Here is a 19,807-nt window from a genome sequence, read left to right on the forward strand (position 1 = left end):
TGTCGTCACCTCCACAGTCGACGCCGACTCCGGTTGGTCGGCGTTGTTACCGCACCCGGTTGCGACCGAGAGTGTGACAAGAACGGCTCCAACATATTTCATCGATGCCCGCATCCGGTCATGCTCCATCCGGTCGAAGCCAACCCGGGTACCAGGTTCCCGGCGGCATCTCATTCGCCGGCGCATCCGGTGTAACGTCTACCGCCTCGCATTGCGCGTACAACGCTTTGTGTTCCTCGAGGGAAACACCCACCACCTCGTGACCAGATTGCTCGATGTGGTAGCCGTTGAAAACATCCCAGGTTGGGTAGCGCTCACGTGTTTGTGAGCTGTTCGTGGTCCGCGTGGACTGGAGTGGATCTCCTGTTCCCCACTCGGGAGGCATGACAATGTACCAGTCTATGTTCGGTGTTGCCGCACTCAGATTCCACTCTTCGTGTACGGCTTTAGCGGCGACGTCCGTGTAGTCATCACACACGGCTACCCGCACGGCCTCACGCCCCCCGTAGGAGAACCGCTCGGCTTGTTGCACAGTGAAATGCTCCGTGCCACGAAACATTGCACTCGAATACGATTCTTCGTCTCCCGAGAGGGATAGGTACGCCTCCTGGAACCCCGGGTAGAGGTGTTCACCTATCGGTTCGGGGAGGCGGTAGGCCTCGGCGAGTGCGCGGGTGGCCTGCATTGCAGGTGAGTCCCAGTCCACCGGAACGGTGGACGCCCAACGGAAGTTCAGGGCCTGGGATCGCTCCGACAGCGACCCGTCCGGCGATGGGTCTGATGAAATTGGCTGTGCAGTCGTCTGCTCGCCGCAACCGACGAGACCCACACACAGGATCAATCCGAGAAGTCGCCGCGCTTTCATTTCACCGTCACGTTCGTCGTAAACCTGTATCGAGGATTACTTCTCGGGCTGTAGCCAACCGGGGTACCAGTTGCCCGGTGCCGGTGGTGTGGGCTGAGGTGCAGAAGGTGCCTCGGATTGTGTTGCCGAACACGGCGAATCATCACCCTGCTGTTTGGACAATGTCACGGTGTAGTCGTTGAACACATCCCAACTCGGATAGCGGTATCGGACGGCGGATGGGTCCGTTCCGTCCTGGGCGAGTTCGGGTGCTGACGTGAGCGGATCGTCCTGCGCATCGGTGGGCGGGTCGACCAAATAAACGTCGAGTTGGGGGGTCGTGCCGGCCGGATGCCATCGACCGTCCGGGTGGCGGGTGAACAGTTCCGAACTGTCGGTGCAGACGCTGACCGCATATCCGTTGGTGTCGGCGTCGGAGACGTCGACGACCCGGAATGCCACTGTTCCGGCCCCGCCGCTGGGCTGGTGCTGCGGTAGAGGTTGTGCGCCGCTGTAGATATCGCGTGCGATTTCGGGTGTGAACCACCGCGACTCCGCGGCCGCACGCGCAGCCTGCAGCACAGGGGAATCGAGATCCGTTGTGGGCAGCGCGGCCCACTGGAACGCGATGGCCTTCGCCTCGTCCGGAAGTGGGGCCGGTTTCGTTGTCTTGGCAGCCGATGTGGACGTTGGTTCGTCAGCGCTGCTGCCGCAACTGGCAGCGACGGAACACATAAAAACAACGGCCCCAAGATATTTCACCGATGATCGCATCCGGTCATGCTCCTTCCGGCCGAAGCCAACCCGGGTACCAGGTTCCGGGCGGCACATCGTTCGCCGGCGTGTCAGATGGAACCTCCAGCGCCTCGCATTGCTCGTTCAGCGCCTTGTGCTCAGCAAGAGACACATCAACCGAATCGCGCCCTGAGAGTTCCATGTGGTACCCGTTGAAAACATCCCACGTAGGATAACGTTCGCGCGATTGAGCTTCGCTTGCAGAGTGATGCGACTTCAAAGCATCTCCGATGGTTCCAGCGGGCGGCGTAACGATATACCAATCGAAGTCCGGCGGGGATGATCTGAACCCCCACTCATTGTTGCCACTTTTCGCGGCGACGTTCGTGTAGTCCTGGCAAACGCCCACCCGCACCGCGGGTGCGCCTTCATAGTCGAACGGCTCCACGTGCTGAACCGTGAAGTACTGCGTACCACGTAGGGTTGCCGTGATATGTGAATTGAGTCCGCCAGCATAAGAGACATATGCTTCGTCGAATCCTGGGTACAGGCGCTCGCCTGCGTTCTCCGGGAGACTGAAAGCTTCAGTGAGCGCGCGCGTTGCCTGAATCGCTGGCGAGTCCCAGTTCACCGGAACCGTCGACGACCAGCGGAAATTCAGCGCTCTCGATCGTTCAGACAACCCCTCTTCTGAGGATTTGTTTGTCGACGCCAGCGCCGGGGACGCCTGCTCACCGCAGCCGACGAGACCTACACAGAGGAGCAGTCCGAGTAGCCTCCGTGCCCTCATTTGACCATCACGTTCGTCGTGTTTCCAGTGTCGCGTAGTGGTGATGCAACAGACCCGTACCCATCATCAAACCAATCGGAGTACAGCCTGAAGTCTGCGCCGGGATAACGCTCACTCAGGACGTGTATTGCGTCCTCGCCGAATTGGCCTCTGCCGGGGGATGACGGATCAATTTCTAGATGTTCACGACCGTTGGGGAAATAGTCCTCCAGCCGTGTATTGGTGGGATCGAACGTCTCATCCTGGCGGATGTTCTGCTCGACAAGGGTGGCCATTCCTTGCTGTTTGATGCCGTCTGGCCCCGGTGCGTACACCTGCGATCCGAGTTCCAGCCCGCCGGGCGGTTTTCCGATGAACGATTGCTCGAGCCACGGGGTAGCGGCGCTGAGTGCTGCCCCGCCGAACGGTCCACCCATGAATGGACCCACAGCAGCGGCAGCGCTGGCGTAGATCCGCTTCTTCGTCTCATAGGACTCGACCTCGCGGCCCTCGCCGTCGCCGGCTTGCTCGGCCGACACATTGAACGCCCCCGCATCGATCAGCGCATGGATACGCCCGGAGTCCAGTGCTGCCGTGAGGTCGGGGTCGTTCGGATTCCGCTGTATCGAATCGAGGTAGGTGCCAACGGACTGGTCCGCGGCCGTCAGCGCGGAGCCGTAGAACACACCCGAGGCCCCGTCGTCGGTGGCCATCAGCGTGTAAATCTTCGTTGCGTCCAGTGCACGTGAATCACCCCATCCCGGCATATCCGTTGCGCTTCCGATATCCGAGATCTGCGGAACATACCCGGACAGCCCCCGAGCCGAGGATTCGACAAGGGCCGGGTTCACCTCACCGAGGTTGACGGAATTGTCGCCGTCGACGTCCATCAACTGACTGTGCACACCCCCGTCGGTCAGATACTCCGACAACGCGAATGCGGCTTGCCCGGCCCGTTCCTGCACTGCGGCGGGCTGCCCGTCGGCAGCGTCTGCCGTCATCCAGTCGACCAGCTTCCCCGCACTTTCACCATTGTCTTCCCACTCGTTGGTGAACAACGGATTCAAAATGGTCGCCGGATCGACCTCGCCGGTGCCATCGCCGTTTCCGTCGCCGGTGAGAATACGCAGGGCCGATTCGTGGTTTCGGGTTCCGATGTCCAGAAGATTCTGTGCCACGTCATCGCCGTAGCCGACGTCGGCGTACGTGCTTGCCGAATGAATGAGGTGCACACCGAGAATATCCCCTGGCGGCATCGTCGTGGTCTCGGCGACGATCTCCCAGGTCCGTTCGGTGTCGAAATTCCGTACCTGTAGCAAGCCTCCAGGCAGCTTCGAAAGCCCGCCCGTGTCGGAGCCGTCGCTCACGCTGTCGTTCGACACGGTGAGCAAACCGGCGGACAAGGCCTCTCGCGCAGCAAGTGCTTCCGGGCTGCCGTCCGCAGTCAGGGCCGATTGAAGCTGGTTGAAGCCTCGAGACCCGGCTTCCCGGTACAGGTCCTCGAGGTAGGTCAATGACCCTGCGGGTAGGTCCTCGACCTTCTCACCGTTACGCAGTGCCTGAATCTGCTCCGGTGTGAGTCCGGCAGCCTGCAGGTTCGCGAGCAGACGCCCGATGTCCTCTCGGCTCAGATCCCCATCCGAGACCATCTCCCAGTCATGGGCGCCCTCACCCGGAGGAACCGGCGCCGGTTTCGGAGTCACATCGCCGAGTTCACTGATCGCGGCCCGAATGAAACCCGCTTCCGCTGCATCGATCTCGATCAGTTGGGTCAGCGCATTGGTGATTGCATAGGCGTGAAAGTCCACCGAATCCTTGACCGCGTCGGAGGCGCTTGCCGGTGCCGACACCCCCTTGTTGCTGACGGTGAGCCCCTCGGCTGTTGCCGCGTCGACCTTCGATTTCAGATTGTCGAGGGCGTGACCCAAGGCGTTGCTCGAATTGGAGAGCTGGACCTTTAGCTCCCGCACCTCGCGGGCCACCTTGGTCACCAACCCGGCCTCGGTCTCACAATGATCGCGGGCGGCGGTGGCGGACTTACCTGTCCATGCCCCATCTCCCCACAACACGTCACCGGCATCGGTCACGGTGCGGTTTTCCTGCTCGAGATCCCCGGCGATCGCGTCGACGGCTACACCGCGTTCGGCGAGGACTGCCGGGTTCCATGTCAGGGCATCTTCGAGTGAAGCCATTACTCCGGTGCCGCCTTCCGCAGTTCGTCGCCGAAGTACTCATCGGTGTTCTCGAGGTGCTCCGCTACTCGGTTCGCCGTATCGGACGTCGACCACGCGCGATCGGCGAACAGCAACGTCGCCCGACGAATTGCCGAAGCAGCCTCCTCGACGGCCCCGACCACCTGCGCGCCGCCCGGAAACGCCCCTGATACCCCCTCGGTGACCGGGGCGGTGTCGATCCCGGCGAACTTCTCCGCAACATCGTCGTAGATTTTCGAAAAGGCCCGAATCTGATCGATATCGGCCCGAATGGATTCTCCCGGCATGTTCCCCCAACCTCAGCATGTTCAACGCAACATTCGTACCAGCTACGGACCTGTGGGATTCGTCCGGGGCGGCCAGTCGCCCAACCATGTCGCGAACTTCATCCTTCGGGTGCTGCGGCTTTCTTCCGGGCGATATCCTCCAGGGCCGCAATGTACTTGGCACGGTCGGCCGCCCCGGCCTCCCACGCCTCCTTGCGGTTCTTCACGACCCTCGCAGGCGAGCCGACCGCAATACTGAAGTCCGGGATGTCGCCCTTGACGACGGCGTGTGCACCGAGCACGCACCCACGACCGACCCTCGTGTTCCGCAGAACCGTCACCTTCGCGGCAATCCAGGTGTCAGGCCCGATCCGAACCGGGCTCTTCACGATGCCCTGGTCCTTGATCGGAACGTTCACGTCGTCCATACGGTGGTCGAAATCGGTGATGTAGCACCAGTCGGCGACGAGCGTCGAGGCTCCGATCTCGATGTCGAGGTAGGTGTTGACGACGTTGTCCTTGCCGAACACCACCTTGTCACCGATCCGCAGCGAGCCCTCGTGACACCTGATGGCATTGCCGTCCCCGATGTGCACCCACCGGCCGATCTCGAGACGGGACAGCTCCGGCGTCGAGTGAATTTCGACGCGCTTACCGAGGAACAACATGCCACGCAGGATGACGTGTGGATTGGCGATCCGGAACTTCGCGAGGCGGTAGTAGCGCACGAGGTACCACGGTGTATAGGCCTTGTTCGCCAGAACCCACTTCAACGACGCGATCGTCAGGAACCTGGCCTGCTCACTCTCGCCCCGACGGGAACCCCGCCATCTCGTACGCAACGGTGCGCCCCACATGCTCGTCATAGCCAGTCAGCCTAGGGTGTGCCCGGTCACCACGGTACCCGCGGGATAGTCTCTCGTCTGGGTTCAACCGAGACGAGGAGATGGAATGCGGCGGGTCCTACGTTCGTCCGTACTGGCGTTGACGGCGATCACCACGATCGTGCTCAGCGGCTGCGCAAACGAATCGGAGGTCATCGACATCTTCTCGGGTGGCGGTTGGCCGGGGGTCCACTCGGACGCCCGCAACAGCGACACCAGCCCCGTCACCGGTTCACGGGACATATCCAACGCGTGGTCACGCGGTATCGGCGGCACGGTGGCCGGACACGCCTCTGTGGCTGCCAGCGGTCAGATCTTCGTCACAGCACGCACCGAGGAGGGCTGCAACGTCTTCTCGTACCAGATCAAGAGCGGACGCAAGCGCTGGTGCCGCGAACTCGCCCCCGGTGCCGTTGCGTCGACGCCCGTGGTCGACACCGTTGCGAACGTCTACGTCGGCGAGGACGGCGCCATGAACTCGTTCACCGAGCACGGTCAGCTGCGGTGGCGTACACCCGTGGTCGGCACTCCGATCTCCGCACAGTTCACCAGCGACGGGAACCTCCTGTTCGTCACCCAGCTCGGACAGATCAACGTTCTCGACACGCAGACGGGGCGCCAGATCGTGGCGCCGTACAACATGAATCCTCCGCCGACGATCGACGACGGCCCGGTCGACGACCTACCGGCGAACAAAGGTCTGAGCGACTGCTTCCTCGGCGGGCCCGAGTGCCCGGTGGCCAACACCCCCGCCGTCGATCTCGCGAGCGGCAAGTTCTACGTCACCTACATCGCTCCCGGTGCGTCGGAGGCGAAGCTCGTCGCCATGCGCTATTCCGGTGGCGCGAACCCGGAGATCACCCAGGAATGGGCATCGACCGCATTGCCGGGTGGCAGCGGATCGAGTCCTGTCGTGTCGGCGGACGGCACCGTGGTCTACGCCACCGACAACGAGGGCACACTGTGGGCGTTCGACGCCGAGACCGGTGATCCGAACTGGAGCCACGACCTCGGATACGTTCCCACCGGGAGCCCCTCGACGTCCGCCGACGGCCTGCTCGTCCCGGCCGGTGGCGACAACGCGCACCTGATGGCGTTGCGAGACCGAGGCGACCACGCGGAAATCGCGTGGGAGCGTGCGGATCTGCAACAGGTGGGCACGACCGCTCAAACGGCCGGGAACACCGGCTACACAACGATCCGGGAAGGCGAGAACGGTATCGCCGTGCTCACCTTCGACACCCAGACCGGCGAGACACTCGATCAGGACACCCTCCCCGGCGCGGAAGGATCCACGGTGGGCACCTCCGTCGGACCGGACGGCGAGGTGGTCACCCCCACCTTCATCGGTGAGCTGTTCGTCCTGAAGTAGTACGAGGCTCGCAGACGAAAGCGACTCCTGCCCTGCCGATTCGGGTTATCACCACCGAAAGCGAGCGCGTGCCCCGCAGCTTCAGCTTCGGCCGAAGGTGCGCAGGATCGACGTCGACACCGCGAACCAGAATCTCCGCGATGCCGCAGTCCTGGCGGGCAAGCTCCTGGCGCAGCGTCTTCTCCGAGAATTTGATCCGGTCGAGCACCCGGAACCCCGAAACTCCTTCGGGCAGAGCATCACCGGTCAGGTAGGCGATGCGGGGGTCGAGTTGCCACAGTCCGTGGACGGCCGCGTAGTGCCGGACCAGACCCGCGCGCACCACAGCTCCGTCCGGATCGATCAGCCATTCGCCCGGCTCGCGTTCGGGTACGTCGTCACCTTCTGCATCGGTGATCGACCAACTGCCTCCGTCGGAAGCGAGGACCGTGGCACGTCGACGGGCGCCGGCCAGCCCCGGCGACCACAGGCACGCTTCACGAACCCCCCCGTCGAGTGAGACGATCTCCACCTCACCGTCCCACCCGAAACGATCGAAGTCGAGTCCTGGCGCGCATTTCACGGCAAGGTCGCGGCCACGATAGGCATCCACCAGATCCGGCAGCGGCGGCTGTAGTGCGGCCGGGTCGTGGGTGCGCTTGCCACCGCTGCGCCTGGCAGGGTCGGCGATCACGACGGTGCCGCGCGAAGACGGCACCAGCGCATCCGCACGCAGGATGTGCGCCGCGGGTACGTTGTGCTGCGCCATGGCGAGCCGCACCGGATCGATGTCGCTCCCGACGACGACGTCGGCGGTACCGGTCAATGCGTGCAGTTCGGCGCCTATCGAACACGTCACGTCGTGGACGGCACGTCCGGCGAGGCGGGTGGCGCGATGGCGCGCGACCACTGCCGGGGTCGCCTGTTGCACGGCATCGTCGGTGAACAGCCAACTCCGAGTGCCCGGCAGCTTGTCTGCCGCCTTGCGCCGCAACAGAACCAGTTCGATGAGCATCGGCGCACGCGCATCGAAACGCGCACGCGCCCGGCCGGTGTCGGCCAGACGCGTGCGCGTCGTCAACTCGAGTTGGTCTACCTCGTCGAGTGCACCGACACCGGCGTCACTACGCAGGTACTCGACGTCCTCGAGGGTGAAGGCATACCCCACAGCATCACTGTCCCTACAAGGTCACTGTCCGGGCTTCACACCGGTGATCATGACGTTGTAGAAGAAGCCGCGCGGAACGACGCGCCGGAGGATCTTCTCGTCGACCCAGCTCAGGCTCTTCCAACCGCCGAATGCGAACTTCGCCCAGCCCCAGCCGAGTTTCTCGGGCGGAACAGCCGCTTCGAAGGTCCGGACGGGCCAGCCCAGCAGTGCCGCAGCAAATTCCTCGGTCTCGGCGTGAACCTCGGAGGCGCCGGCGGATTTCGCGATGCTCTCGAGATCGGTGGGATCGAACGTGTGAATGTCGACCACGGCCTCGAGCGCAGCCGCACGCGACGACTCGTCGAGTTCGGCCTGGGGGCGACGCCAGTCCGCGAGGAACGGCAACCGGGTGATCCGAGTGGTGGCCTCCCACGTCGCGCGGCCGAGCCAACGGGCGTAGAAATTGCCAACTGTGGTCGGCTCGCCGGCGAACACGAAACGTCCACCCGGCTTGAGCACACGCAGAACCTCCCGCAGCGACTGCTCCACGTCCGGGATGTGGTGCAGAACGGCGTGACCGACCACGAGATCGAACGTGTTGTCCTCGTAAGGGATGGTCTCGGCGTCGGCGACACGCCCGTCCACCGGCAGGCCCAGCCCCTCCGCGTTGCGGAGCGCCACCTTCACCATGCCGGGAGACAGGTCGGTGACCGACCCGGTCTTGGCAACCCCGCCCTGCATCAGATTCAGAAGGAAGAATCCGGTGCCGCATCCGAGTTCGAGGGCCCGCTCGTACGGGAGCGGCTGTTCACCCGCGACAGCGTCGAAGCGGCCGCGGGCGTAGTCGATGCAACGCTCGTCGTACGAGATGGACCACTTGTCGTCGTAGGTCTCCGCTTCCCAATCGTGGTACAGAACCTGCGCGAGCTTGGTGTCTTTCCGCGCGGCCTCCACTTCCTCGGCGGTGGCGTGGGGGCGCGGTGCAGGGTCGACCCCATCATTCTGTGCGGTCGACTCGTCGTGGGCGCTAGCAGTCATGAGCGAAATCCTACTCGCTGGTAGATGGGAACAGGTTCTAGTTTTGTCGTGGCGAGCTTACTCCCCCGTGAACTGCGCCTTACCCGGCCCGTTGGCAATGAACGATTCCATGCCGATCGTCCGGTCCTTCGTCGCGAACAAGGACGCGAACAGATGCTGCTCGATCTTCAGACCGGTGTTCAGATCCGCATCCAGACCCTCGTCGATCGCGGCCTTGGCGGCCGCAAGCGCGCGGCCGGCGGCACCCGTGAACTGGGACGCCCACGCCCGCGCCGCGTCGTACACGTCATCCGGTGCGACGATCTCGTCGATCAGCCCCATACCGTGCGCCTCGTCCACGCCCACGAAACGCCCGGTGAATACCATGTCCTTGGCCTTGGCCGGGCCGATCAGACGCGCGAGGCGCTGGGTGCCGCCACCGCCCGGGATGATGCCGAGAAGAATCTCCGGGACACCGACCTTGACGTTGTCCCCAGCAATCCGGCGATCGGCCGACAGGGCGACCTCGAGGCCCCCGCCCAGCGCATAACCCGTGATCGCCGCAACCGTCGGCTTCGGAATCTCCGACACCGCCGCGATCGCCGTCTGCATGTCCGCAATGACGTCACTGATGCGGGCGAAGTCCATCTCCGCCATCTCCTTGATGTCCGCACCGGCCGCGAACACCTTCTCGCCGCCGTACACGATCACGGCTTTGACCTCGGAATCAACGGTTGCCTGGTGCGCAGCGGCGCGCAACTCGTCCTGAACCTGACGATTCAGCGCGTTCATGGGGGGCCGGGCCAGACGAATCGTGCCGATGCCTTCGGATACCTCGAGAGTGACGAACTCAGCCATGGCTGACAGGCTACTTGGCCGACGGTCTATTCCGCGGACTGGGACGCCCAGGGGTGCGGTCCGGCTCCGTAGTAACCCTCCTGGCCGGGGAACTCCACATGAACCCGACCGTCCTCGTTGGTCAGGGTAGGCAGGATCGCTTCGATATCGGGCGAATGGGCCAGCACGTCGTCGACACGGCCGAATTCCGCGAGCGCCGTGAGCTGACTCCACGTCGGCGGCAGAAGGATGCTCCCCTGTGCACGCCAATCGTCGAGCGCCTGCGCAGGGGTGAACCAACCGACCTGCTCCGCCTCGGAAGTGGCGCCGTCGGCGTTCTGCCCTTCCGGGGCGGCCGCGACGAAGAACCGGGTGTCGTACCGCCGCCCCTCGCCCACCGGGGTGATCCAGTTGGACCACGGCCGAAGCAGGTCCGTGCGCAGCACCAAGTCTTCTCGTCGAAGGAACTCGCTGAACGACAACTCCCGACGCTCGAGGAGGCCGCGGGCCTGCGCGTACCGGACGGAGTCGTCCACCACGGTATCGGTGCTCGGCCCCGCGAGCAGGACACCGCACTCTTCGAACGTCTCGCGGGCAGCGGCGCACACCAGCGCCCGAGCCTGCGCGTCGTCCGTCGCGAAACGCTCGGCCCACCATTCGACGCCGGGGCCGGCCCACGCGATCTCCGCCTCGGCATCGGAGGCATCGACCCCGCCGCCGGGAAACACCGTCATGCCACCCGCGAACGCCATCCCCTTGACCCGGCGCTGAAGGAACACTTCGATCCCCGAGTGCCCATCGCGCAGCAGCACGACGGTCGACGCGTCGCGGACCGGAGTGTCGCGGCGCGAGTGCTGTGAGTCATCCGTGGCCATGAGCGAAACATACGCCATCGCCTGCGATCGGCAATCAGGCTCGGTGCGCTCCCGGCGGCTTCGTCCGGCGCGCGAAGAATCGTCCGTCGACCCGATCGAGGGTGATGCGCTGGCTGAATGCCTCGGTGAGGTTCTCGGCGGTGATGACGTCGTCGAGAAGGCCCTGTGCCACGACACCGCCCTCCTTCAGGAGAAGCGCATGCGTGAACCCCGGCGGAATCTCCTCGACATGGTGGGTGATCAGAACCGTCGCAGGAGCGTCCGGATCTGCGGCGAGATCGGTGAGCCTGGCCACGAGTTCCTCACGGCCCCCCAGATCGAGGCCTGCCGCCGGTTCGTCCAGCAACAACAGTTCCGGGTCTGTCATCAATGCGCGGGCGATCAGGACACGTTTGCGTTCACCTTCGGACAACGTGCCGTAGGTGCGTTGTCCGAGATGCTCGGCGCCAAGGCTCTCCAGCATCTCCAACGCCCTGTCCGTGTCCATCGATTCGTAGCGCTCGCGCCAACGCCCGAGTACCGCGTACCCGGCCGACACCACCAGATCGCTCACGATCTCGTCGCCGGGCACCCGCCCTGCCAACGCCGACGACGACAAGCCGATGCGCTGACGCAGTTCGCTGACGTCCACGCGGCCGAGTTGCTCACCGAGCAGGTTGGCACTGCCGCTGGTCGGATGCACTTCTGCTGCGGCCACGCGCAGCAAGGACGTCTTGCCCGCACCGTTGGGGCCGAGAATCACCCACCGCTCGTCGAGTTCCACCTTCCACGTGATCGGGCCCACCAGCGTGGAACCACCTCGCCGCAGCAGGACGTCGTCGAATTCGATGAGTAGATCGGGATCAGGTTCAGGCACGCGTCCATCTTCGCGCACAACCGCGCGCCGCACACAACTGGATCGAAGCGTGTCGCGGGAAAAGCGTTACGTCGCAACGACAGCCTCGCCACGACGCCTCACGTTCGAGGCAGTGTGGCCGTTGCGTCGGTTCGCATCAGAGCCGCACCAGTGGGCCGATCGCCCGCGCGTAGGTGGTGCCGACACCGGCGGCGCTGTCCCGAATCCTGGCCGCTCACGCAGCGGGCGGTACCGCGATCACCGTCATCGACCCTGGCGCAACCTCGGTGAACCCCGCATCACGAACCGCCACCGCACGCCCCGCCTGCACGAGCCGCATCAAGCGTTTCCAAGTCGTGGGACCGGCGCCGCGTACCGCGCAGCGAAAGTCGTTCTCCGCCCATCTACGAGCATCTTCCACGTCGAGTGCCGCTGCGAGAAGCATCGACGCGTGACCTACCTGTGCGGCGGCCTTACCCACCGTCATCTCGAGTCTCGAATCGATCCACAGGACCGGAACACCGGGCGGTGGTGGGCCGGGTTCGTCGTGCTCGAGATCAGTTCCACCGATCTGCAATTTCTTGATCCGCGGATCCAAGTCTCCGACCGGTCCGGGGACGAGTGCACGTGCGCTTGCACCCGCCACGTCGACGGTGATTCCATCGACGTTCTGGGCGCCGGCCCACGCAGCACCGCGGGCGCGCCGCGACACCTTTCGGATCCGGGAATCCACCCAGGCCGAGAAATTCTCGTGCCACGGACCGGGTTCACCGTCGTCGTTCAGCCCCACCCGCTCGTCGAAACACAACGCCACTGCCGACGCCGCCGCCGCCTCGAGCAGGCTCGATCGATGGGGAGGATCCGCTTTGGGGATGTGCAGAACGATCGGCATCGCGAGTACTGCCGCAGGGTCCTGCGGGTCGGGCCGCCCGCCGTATCCGGCGACCAACCTGGCGTGACGGGCTTGAAACGCGGTGCTCATACGAGTGGAACGCGCCGGATTCCTCCGTCGATCGCGTCCGCGGCCTCCACTTCGTCGCGCGTGACCCCCAGGATGAACAGCACAGCATCCAGGAACGGGTGCGACAACGCGGTATCCGCAATCTCGCGCAGGGCAGGCTTGGCATTGAACGCAATGCCCAGACCTGCTGCGGTCAACATGTCGATGTCGTTGGCTCCGTCACCGACCGCCACGGTCTGTTCCATCGGAACACCCACCTGGTCTGCGAACTTACGCAGCGCCGCGGCCTTTGCGGCTCTGTCGACGATGTCACCGATCACCCGGCCGGTCAGCTTTCCATCCTCGATCTCGAGGGTGTTGGCCTGCACGAAGTCGAGTTCCAGTTCGTGAGCCAAGCCCTCGATGACCTGACGGAAACCACCGGAAACGACACCGCAGTGGAACCCGAGCCGCCGCAAGGTGCGAATCGTCGTGCGCGCACCCGGTGTCAGCTGTAGGCCCTCCGCCACTTCCTCGATGACCGATTCATCGAGACCGGCCAACGTGGCGACCCGCTGGTGCAGCGACTCGGTGAAGTCGATTTCGCCCCGCATCGCGGATTCGGTGACCGCCCGCACCTCGTCCTCGACCCCGGCCTTCGCCGCGAGCATCTCGATGACTTCGCCCTGCACCAGAGTCGAGTCGACGTCGAACACGATGAGACGCTTCGCGCGACGCGACAGCCCGCCACGCTCGATCGCGATATCCACGTTCTCCAGGGCAGAAACCTCCGCCAGACCAGCACGCAGTGCCTCGTCGGCGGGATCGGTGTCCGACGCACTGACCAGTAATTCGAGGCCCGTGACCGGGTAGTCGGCGATACCGCGAATCGAATCGATGTTGGCACCGAGCGCCGCGAGCTTCCGGGACACCGACCGCATCGCGCGTGCCGACACGGGGCTCCCCAGAATGACGACGGCGTGCGTGGCCACCGGCTGCCGAACGGGATCGGCGCCGATCTCCACATCGACGGACATGCCGACCGTCGCCATCGCTTCCTCGAGCTGCTCCTGCAACGACTCCGGATCATCGGGGCACACGACCAGCACTCCGAGCGTGAGGCGCCCCCTGATGACTACCTGCTCCACGTCGAGAAGACTCACGTCGTGACGCGAGAGCGTCGCGAACAGGACCGACGTGACTCCCGGCCGATCCGGACCCGTCACAGTCACCAGAACAGTGGTGTCGGTTGCACCCACCGCGAACTCCGTTCGTATTCAGCTCGATATCAACCGGAAAGCCCCGCCCGATAGTGCGGGCGGGGCTTTCCCGAGTAATTCATGGACCCAGGCTAGTGGCGGGCGTCCTCGAGGACAGCACTGTCGTGCTTGTTGCCGTGCCCTGGGCCGACGTGCGCTTCTGCCTTCATCCGCTCGATCATGTGCGGGTAGTGCAGTTCGAACGCCGGACGCTCGGACCGAATCCGCGGCAACTCCGTGAAGTTGTGACGCGGCGGCGGGCAGGTGGTGGCCCATTCGAGCGAGTTTCCGTAACCCCACGGGTCGTCCACCGTCACCACTTCGCCGTATCGGTAACTCTTGAAGACGTTCCAGATGAACGGCAACGTCGACGCACCGAGAACGAAGGCGAAGATCGTCGAGAACGAGTTCAGGAAGGTGAACCCGTCCGACGGCAGGTAGTCGGCGTAGCGACGCGGCATGCCCTCGTTACCCAACCAGTGCTGCACCAGGAACGTGCCGTGGAAGCCGATGAACGTGGTCCAGAAGTGCCATTTCGCGAGGCGCTCGTCCATCAGACGCCCGGTCATCTTCGGGAACCAGAAGTAGATGCCGGCGTAGGTGGCGAACACGACCGTGCCGAACACCACGTAGTGGAAGTGCGCCACCACGAAGTACGTGTCCGTGACGTGGAAGTCGAGCGGCGGGCTCGCGAGGATGACGCCGGACAGACCACCGAAGAGGAAGGTGATGAGGAAGCCGATGGAGAACAACATCGGCGACTCGAACGTCAACTGCCCCTTCCACATCGTGCCGATCCAGTTGAAGATCTTCACACCCGTCGGGACGGCGATCAGGAAGGTCATGAACGAGAAGTACGGAAGCAGGACTGCACCGGTCGCGTACATGTGGTGTGCCCACACGGCGATGGACAGAGCCGCAATACCGAGCGTCGCGTACACCAGGCCGCTGTAACCGAAGACCGGCTTACGGGCGAACACCGGGAAGATCTCGGAAACGATACCGAAGAACGGCAGCGCGATGATGTACACCTCGGGGTGGCCGAAGAACCAGAACAGGTGCTGCCACAGGAGCACACCACCGGTGGCCGGGTCGAAGATGTGGCCACCGAGGTGACGATCGACGAACAGACCCATGAACGCGGCGGTCAGCAGCGGGAACGCCAGCAGGATCAGGATGCTGGTGATGAAGATGTTCCACGTGAAGATCGGCATGCGGAACATCGTCATACCGGGAGCACGCAGGCAGATGACGGTGGTGATCATGTTGACACCACCGAGGATGGTGCCGAGACCGGCAACCGCCAGGCCCATGATCCACAGATCCGCACCGACGCCCGGCGAGTGCAGCGCACTCGTGAGCGGGGTGTAGGCGGTCCAACCGAAGTCTGCTGCGCCACCAGGGGTCACGAAGCCGGCGGTGGTGATGATCGCACCGAACAGGTACAGCCAGTAACTGAAGGAGTTCAGTCGCGGGAACGCCACGTCGGGCGCACCGATCTGCAACGGCAGGATGTAGTTCGCGAAGCCGAACACGACCGGCGTCGCGTACAGCAGCAACATGATCGTGCCGTGCATGGTGAACAGCTGGTTGAACTGCTCGTTCGAGAGGAACTGCATGCCGGGAATGGCAAGCTCCGCACGCATCAGCAGCGCCATGAGGCCACCGATGAGGAAGAAGGCGATCGAGGTCGCCAAGTACATGATTCCGAGCACCTTGGGATCGGTGGTCGTAATCATCTTGTACACGAACGAGCCCTTGGGTCCCCCCCGCGGCGGGTAAGGCCTGGCTGCAGCTATCTCGGGGACTGGCTGGGGCGCTACGGCAGTCACTGATCCTCCTGAATGTGCCCTTGGTCGCTCCGCAGGCCCGCTCCTGGCATTCAATTCTCGCTCGGCGAGACGAACGCACTACTGGCTTGCGCTCATCGAATCGTAGACCGTGTCCGAACGGACCGATTACTCGGTCCTACCCACTGTCGTACTTCGATACCTGAACGGCAACTCGAACCACCGCCTACCTGCGGTTGTACGGGCGAACGAGACGTACCGCGCACCCGCCCGGCGTGTCGGCGCCCGAACTCCACGGCTAACCTGATTGCGCCCCGTACCCAGAGGAAGTCGCCGAATTGCCTACTCGTACCCGCACCTCCATCCGCCGAGCTGTGACCGCGCTGGCCACCACCGCCATCACCCTTGTCGCCCTGACGGGATGCAGCAGCGAACCGGACGACGCCAGCACCATCGACAGGACGACGACGCGCATCGCCGGCGCCGGGGTCGTCGGGATCGAGCGTGACACCACCACCGCGTGCGCAACACCCACCCCCATCGACCCTGGGTTGGTCCCGGGAACCACTCATTCGGTGGTACACACGCTCGGTGAGGCACAGGTGCCGACGGACCCGCAACGCATCGTCGTCCTCGATCCGGCCGCATTGGATGCCGTGTGCGCACTGGGCCTGTGGGAACGGGTGGTGGGCGCAGCCACCGTCGACGGAGACACCCCACAACCGGAGTATCTGGGTTCGGGCATCTCGCAGATTCCTGGAATCGGCACGGTCGATGAACCCGATGTGACCAAGATCGAGCAGTCGAATCCCGACTTGATCCTCGGATCGTCGCCGGCTTCGGGCGAGCTGTACGAGCGACTGGAAGCCATCGCTCCCACAGTGTTCGCGGGTTCGGACCCGGTGTATTGGAAGGCACAGTTCCAGCTCGCGGGCAACGCCCTCGGCCGGGCCCAAGCGGCCACGGCAGCACTCGAGCAGTACCAGAAGGATGCGGCGCAGGCCGGTGCGGACATCACCGCAGCGCAGACTCAAGCGTCCTTGGTCTCCTTCGGACCCGACTCACTGTCGATACTCGGCCCCGCCACGTTCGCAGGCCAGGTACTCGCCGATACGGGCGTGCGCCGTCCGCAGGGACAGCGACTGGAAGGTGCAGCCACCGAGGTCGTTCCCGTAGGCGAACTCGACCGAGTCGAGGGCGACCTCGTCTACGTCACCTTCGACGGCCCGGAGGGCAAGGAACACGGCACCGAGGTGATGAACAGCGACGAGTGGAAAGACCTCCAGGCGGCAACCGACAACAGGGTCTTCGTGGTCGAGAATGCGGTCTGGGCAGGCAGCGGCCTGGTTGCCGCCCGCGCCGTGATCACGGACCTGAGTCGGTCACTCCATGCGTATGTAAGCTAGCCTTGCCTTATGTCAGCTAGATTTCGCGTGGCCGTGGTAGCTATCGTCGCTGCCTTCAGTGGTGCACTCGCACCAGCACTAGCCAGTGCCGAGCCGGCCCCGGCCACCCCCGCTATCGAAGTGTTCACCGCCGACGGAATCACGCCGTTGGGCAACACACCCGTCCATGAGGGTGACACGATCGTCGTCCACGGAACAGGGTTCGATCCGTACGCCAACACGGACGGGTTGCCGCTCCCGGTCCCCCCCGGAGTGCCCCACGGAACGTTCGTCACCTTCGGGGCGTTCGCCCCCGAATGGCGGCCGTCGATGGGCTCACCCACAGAAGCCCGCGCCACGGACCGATCCGCCACCGCATGGGTGATGTCCGAGGAGGCGCTGGCTCAGGTGCCCAGCGTGCCATTCAACTTCCAGCGCACGATTCGCCAGCAATTCGTTCCGCTCGAAGCTGACGGTTCGTTCACTGCCGAACTCACGGTGAAGCCACCGAATGTAGTTCCGGCCGACGCCGTCTACGGCGTCTACAGCTACGCCGCCGCCGACGCCGTGAATCCGGCCGAGGAACTGTTCGTGCCCGTGACCTTCGATCCGGCGCCCGGCCCGAATGCACCGCAACCGTCACCACAGGATCTGATCTGGGGACTGGCACCGGGCTACACCGAACTGGTGAAAGGCCCGACGCAGGGAGCCGTGGTGGGATCCGATGGCGCTACCGTCCGCGACGACGGCCGATTGGCGTTCGCCCTCGACTCCGCGGACGTCGACCCCGTCACCGGCTTCGGAATCGTGAAGTATTCCGGCACGGTTGTTTCGTCCACACGCTTCCACCTCGCCGAAATCGCTCTGGCGGATCCGTGGATCGAGTTCACCCGGGAAGGCACGTTCCTCAGCGCCGAATCGTCGGACACGAACACCAACGGTACCGACACGATGACGCGAATCCGCTTGGCCCGGTTGGATGCTCCTGCCGACCCCGACGTCCGTGAGCGGTCCGACGTGTCGGCACAGTTCTCTGCCTCCCTGCAGCCGACCCTGCTGCTCCCGTATTCGGGGAGCACCGCGGCACCGGTCACATACCGGTACTGACGTGCCGGTCCCCGAGTTCGTCGCGGCGCTGCGTGCGCACGTCGGCCACGCACCGCTGTGGCTCTCGGGCGTCAGCGTCGTGGTACTCGGCGACGACGGCCGGATACTGCTCACCCGACGCAAGGACAACGACCGTTGGGCGGTCGTGTCCGGCATCCTCGAGCCGGGCGAACAGCCCGGTCGGGCCGCCGTACGCGAGGTACGCGAGGAAACTGGTGTCGGCGCGGAGTTGCTCCGCATCACCAGCATCGACACCACGTCTCCCATCACCTACCCCAACGGCGACGTGGCGCAGTACCTCGACATATGTTTCCTCGCCCGGCATGTCGATGGGGTGCCGAGAGTCGCCGACGACGAGAACGTCGACGTCGCGTGGTTCGCACCCACCGCCCTGCCAGAAGGGTTGACGGAATCGTCGCAGTCGCGCATCTTTCACGCACTCCGCGGCCAGTCCGAGGCATGGTTCCACTCCCCCACGTAGCGCACTCTCACCCCACGAATGTCACACCGGTTCAACGCGGTTGAACCGGTGTGACATTCGTGGAGCGGGGGTGGGTCTAGAAGTCCCAGTCCTCGTCCTCGGTGTTGACGGCCTTTCCGATGACGTAGGAACTACCCGAGCCGGAGAAGAAATCATGGTTCTCGTCGGCATTCGGCGATAGAGCCGACAGGATCGCAGGATTGACGTCCGTCTCGTCCTTCGGGAACAGACCCTCGTATCCGAGGTTCATCAGCGCCTTGTTCGCGTTGTAACGCAGGAACTTCTTGACGTCCTCGGTCAATCCGACCTCGTCGTACAGATCCTGGGTGTACTCGACCTCATTGTCGTACAGCTCGAAGAGCAACTCGAACGTGTAGTTCTTCAGGTCGTCCCGCTCGGCCTGAGTGAGTTCCTCGAGGCCCTTCTGGTACTTGTAACCGATGTAGTAACCGTGCACCGCCTCGTCGCGAATGATGAGACGAATAAGGTCTGCCGTGTTGGTCAGTTTCGCCCGCGAAGACCAGTACATTGGGAGGTAGAAGCCCGAATAGAACAGGAAGCTCTCGAGCAGCGTGGACGCCACCTTGCGTTTCAGCGGTGCGTCGCCCTGGTAGTAGTCCATGACGATCTCGGCCTTGCGCTGCAGGTTCGGGTTCTCCTCGGACCAGCGGAAGGCATCGTCGATGTCCCGAGTCGAGCACAGTGTCGAGAAGATCGAACTGTAGCTCTTGGCGTGAACCGACTCCATGAACGCGATGTTGGTGTACACCGCCTCCTCGTGCGGGGTGATCGCATCGGGGATGAGGCTCACCGCACCGACCGTGCCCTGAATGGTGTCCAGCAGCGTCAGGCCCGTGAAGACCCGCATCGTGAGCTGCTGCTCCTGTTCCGTGAGAGTCCCCCACGACGGAATGTCGTTGGACACCGGCACCTTCTCCGGAAGCCAGAAATTGCCGACGAGGCGATCCCACACCTCCGCGTCCTTTTCATCCTGGACGCGATTCCAGTTGATAGCCGACACCCGGCTGACGAGCTTGACCATTGATTCCTCACTTCGTTCGGCTGTGCG

General features: G+C 64.1%; 19 protein-coding genes. 4 read left to right on the forward strand and 15 right to left on the reverse strand.

Annotated features, from left to right (window positions below; translation table 11 throughout):
• Positions 1 to 118: 118 nt before the first annotated feature.
• From ACZI8Q_RS14720 to ACZI8Q_RS14745, 6 genes are all read right to left on the reverse strand, one after another.
• A complete protein-coding gene (locus ACZI8Q_RS14720) occupies positions 119 to 685 on the reverse strand; it encodes a hypothetical protein (protein WP_463374296.1) in 567 nt (188 codons plus the stop codon).
• Positions 686 to 901: 216 nt separating this feature from the next.
• Complete coding sequence (locus ACZI8Q_RS14725; protein WP_463374297.1) at positions 902 to 1,618, reverse strand: hypothetical protein; 717 nt, start codon at positions 1,616 to 1,618, stop codon at positions 902 to 904.
• Between the two features lie 4 nt (positions 1,619 to 1,622).
• Positions 1,623 to 2,261, reverse strand: a complete 639-nt coding sequence (locus tag ACZI8Q_RS14730; protein ID WP_463374298.1) for a hypothetical protein — start codon at positions 2,259 to 2,261, stop codon at positions 1,623 to 1,625.
• A 104-nt stretch (positions 2,262 to 2,365) separates the two neighbouring features.
• The gene (locus tag ACZI8Q_RS14735) at positions 2,366 to 4,540 is read right to left on the reverse strand and encodes a TPR repeat domain-containing protein (RefSeq protein ID WP_463374299.1); all 2,175 of its coding nucleotides are present in this window, start codon (positions 4,538 to 4,540) and stop codon (positions 2,366 to 2,368) included.
• A complete protein-coding gene (locus tag ACZI8Q_RS14740) occupies positions 4,540 to 4,848 on the reverse strand; it encodes a hypothetical protein (RefSeq protein WP_463374300.1) in 309 nt (102 codons plus the stop codon). The genes ACZI8Q_RS14735 and ACZI8Q_RS14740 overlap by 1 nt, the downstream gene beginning before the upstream one ends.
• Positions 4,849 to 4,946: 98 nt before the next feature.
• Positions 4,947 to 5,693, reverse strand: a complete 747-nt coding sequence (locus ACZI8Q_RS14745; protein WP_463374301.1) for an acyltransferase — start codon at positions 5,691 to 5,693, stop codon at positions 4,947 to 4,949.
• A gap of 85 nt (positions 5,694 to 5,778) precedes the next feature.
• Between ACZI8Q_RS14745 and ACZI8Q_RS14750 the strand changes: the two genes are divergently transcribed.
• Positions 5,779 to 7,083 (forward strand): outer membrane protein assembly factor BamB family protein, encoded by a 1,305-nt coding sequence (locus tag ACZI8Q_RS14750; RefSeq protein WP_463374302.1) that lies wholly within the window; start codon positions 5,779 to 5,781, stop codon positions 7,081 to 7,083.
• On the opposite strand, the gene ACZI8Q_RS14755 is transcribed toward ACZI8Q_RS14750, so the two are convergent.
• From ACZI8Q_RS14755 to ctaD, 8 genes are all read right to left on the reverse strand, one after another.
• Complete coding sequence (locus ACZI8Q_RS14755; protein WP_463374303.1) at positions 7,055 to 8,230, reverse strand: THUMP-like domain-containing protein; 1,176 nt, start codon at positions 8,228 to 8,230, stop codon at positions 7,055 to 7,057. The two genes, ACZI8Q_RS14750 and ACZI8Q_RS14755, sit on opposite strands and share 29 nt — an antisense overlap.
• Before the next feature lie 21 nt (positions 8,231 to 8,251).
• Positions 8,252 to 9,250: a class I SAM-dependent methyltransferase gene (locus ACZI8Q_RS14760; protein ID WP_463374304.1), complete on the reverse strand. Its 999-nt coding sequence runs from the start codon at positions 9,248 to 9,250 to the stop codon at positions 8,252 to 8,254.
• A gap of 57 nt (positions 9,251 to 9,307) precedes the next feature.
• The gene (locus ACZI8Q_RS14765) at positions 9,308 to 10,087 is read right to left on the reverse strand and encodes an enoyl-CoA hydratase/isomerase family protein (RefSeq protein WP_463374305.1); all 780 of its coding nucleotides are present in this window, start codon (positions 10,085 to 10,087) and stop codon (positions 9,308 to 9,310) included.
• 26 nt (positions 10,088 to 10,113) lie between these two features.
• Positions 10,114 to 10,941, reverse strand: a complete 828-nt coding sequence (locus tag ACZI8Q_RS14770; protein ID WP_463374306.1) for an NUDIX hydrolase — start codon at positions 10,939 to 10,941, stop codon at positions 10,114 to 10,116.
• A gap of 34 nt (positions 10,942 to 10,975) precedes the next feature.
• Positions 10,976 to 11,797: an ABC transporter ATP-binding protein gene (locus tag ACZI8Q_RS14775; RefSeq protein WP_463374307.1), complete on the reverse strand. Its 822-nt coding sequence runs from the start codon at positions 11,795 to 11,797 to the stop codon at positions 10,976 to 10,978.
• 214 nt (positions 11,798 to 12,011) lie between these two features.
• On the reverse strand, positions 12,012 to 12,758 hold the full coding sequence (locus ACZI8Q_RS14780; RefSeq protein WP_463374308.1) for an aminoacyl-tRNA hydrolase: 747 nt from the start codon (positions 12,756 to 12,758) through the stop codon (positions 12,012 to 12,014).
• Entirely contained in the window at positions 12,755 to 13,975 is a 1,221-nt protein-coding gene (gene serB / locus ACZI8Q_RS14785; protein ID WP_463374309.1) for a phosphoserine phosphatase SerB, read from the reverse strand. The genes ACZI8Q_RS14780 and serB overlap by 4 nt, the downstream gene beginning before the upstream one ends.
• 92 nt (positions 13,976 to 14,067) lie before the next feature.
• Complete coding sequence (ctaD, locus tag ACZI8Q_RS14790; RefSeq protein WP_463374310.1) at positions 14,068 to 15,807, reverse strand: aa3-type cytochrome oxidase subunit I; 1,740 nt, start codon at positions 15,805 to 15,807, stop codon at positions 14,068 to 14,070.
• A 296-nt stretch (positions 15,808 to 16,103) separates the two neighbouring features.
• On the opposite strand from ctaD, the gene ACZI8Q_RS14795 reads away from it, so the two are divergent.
• The 3 genes from ACZI8Q_RS14795 to ACZI8Q_RS14805 are packed head-to-tail and all read left to right on the forward strand — an operon-like array spanning position 16,104 to position 18,738.
• Positions 16,104 to 17,171, forward strand: a complete 1,068-nt coding sequence (locus tag ACZI8Q_RS14795) for an iron-siderophore ABC transporter substrate-binding protein (protein WP_463374311.1) — start codon at positions 16,104 to 16,106, stop codon at positions 17,169 to 17,171.
• 9 nt (positions 17,172 to 17,180) lie between these two features.
• Complete coding sequence (locus ACZI8Q_RS14800) at positions 17,181 to 18,257, forward strand: HtaA domain-containing protein (protein WP_463374312.1); 1,077 nt, start codon at positions 17,181 to 17,183, stop codon at positions 18,255 to 18,257.
• Between the two features lies 1 nt (position 18,258).
• The gene (locus ACZI8Q_RS14805; protein ID WP_463374313.1) at positions 18,259 to 18,738 is read left to right on the forward strand and encodes an NUDIX hydrolase; all 480 of its coding nucleotides are present in this window, start codon (positions 18,259 to 18,261) and stop codon (positions 18,736 to 18,738) included.
• A gap of 76 nt (positions 18,739 to 18,814) precedes the next feature.
• Here the strand turns inward: ACZI8Q_RS14805 and nrdF are convergent, their stop codons facing one another.
• Positions 18,815 to 19,780: a class 1b ribonucleoside-diphosphate reductase subunit beta gene (nrdF, locus tag ACZI8Q_RS14810; protein ID WP_463374314.1), complete on the reverse strand. Its 966-nt coding sequence runs from the start codon at positions 19,778 to 19,780 to the stop codon at positions 18,815 to 18,817.
• Positions 19,781 to 19,807 lie beyond the last annotated feature (27 nt).

The organism is Rhodococcus quanlei, from assembly GCF_055231015.1.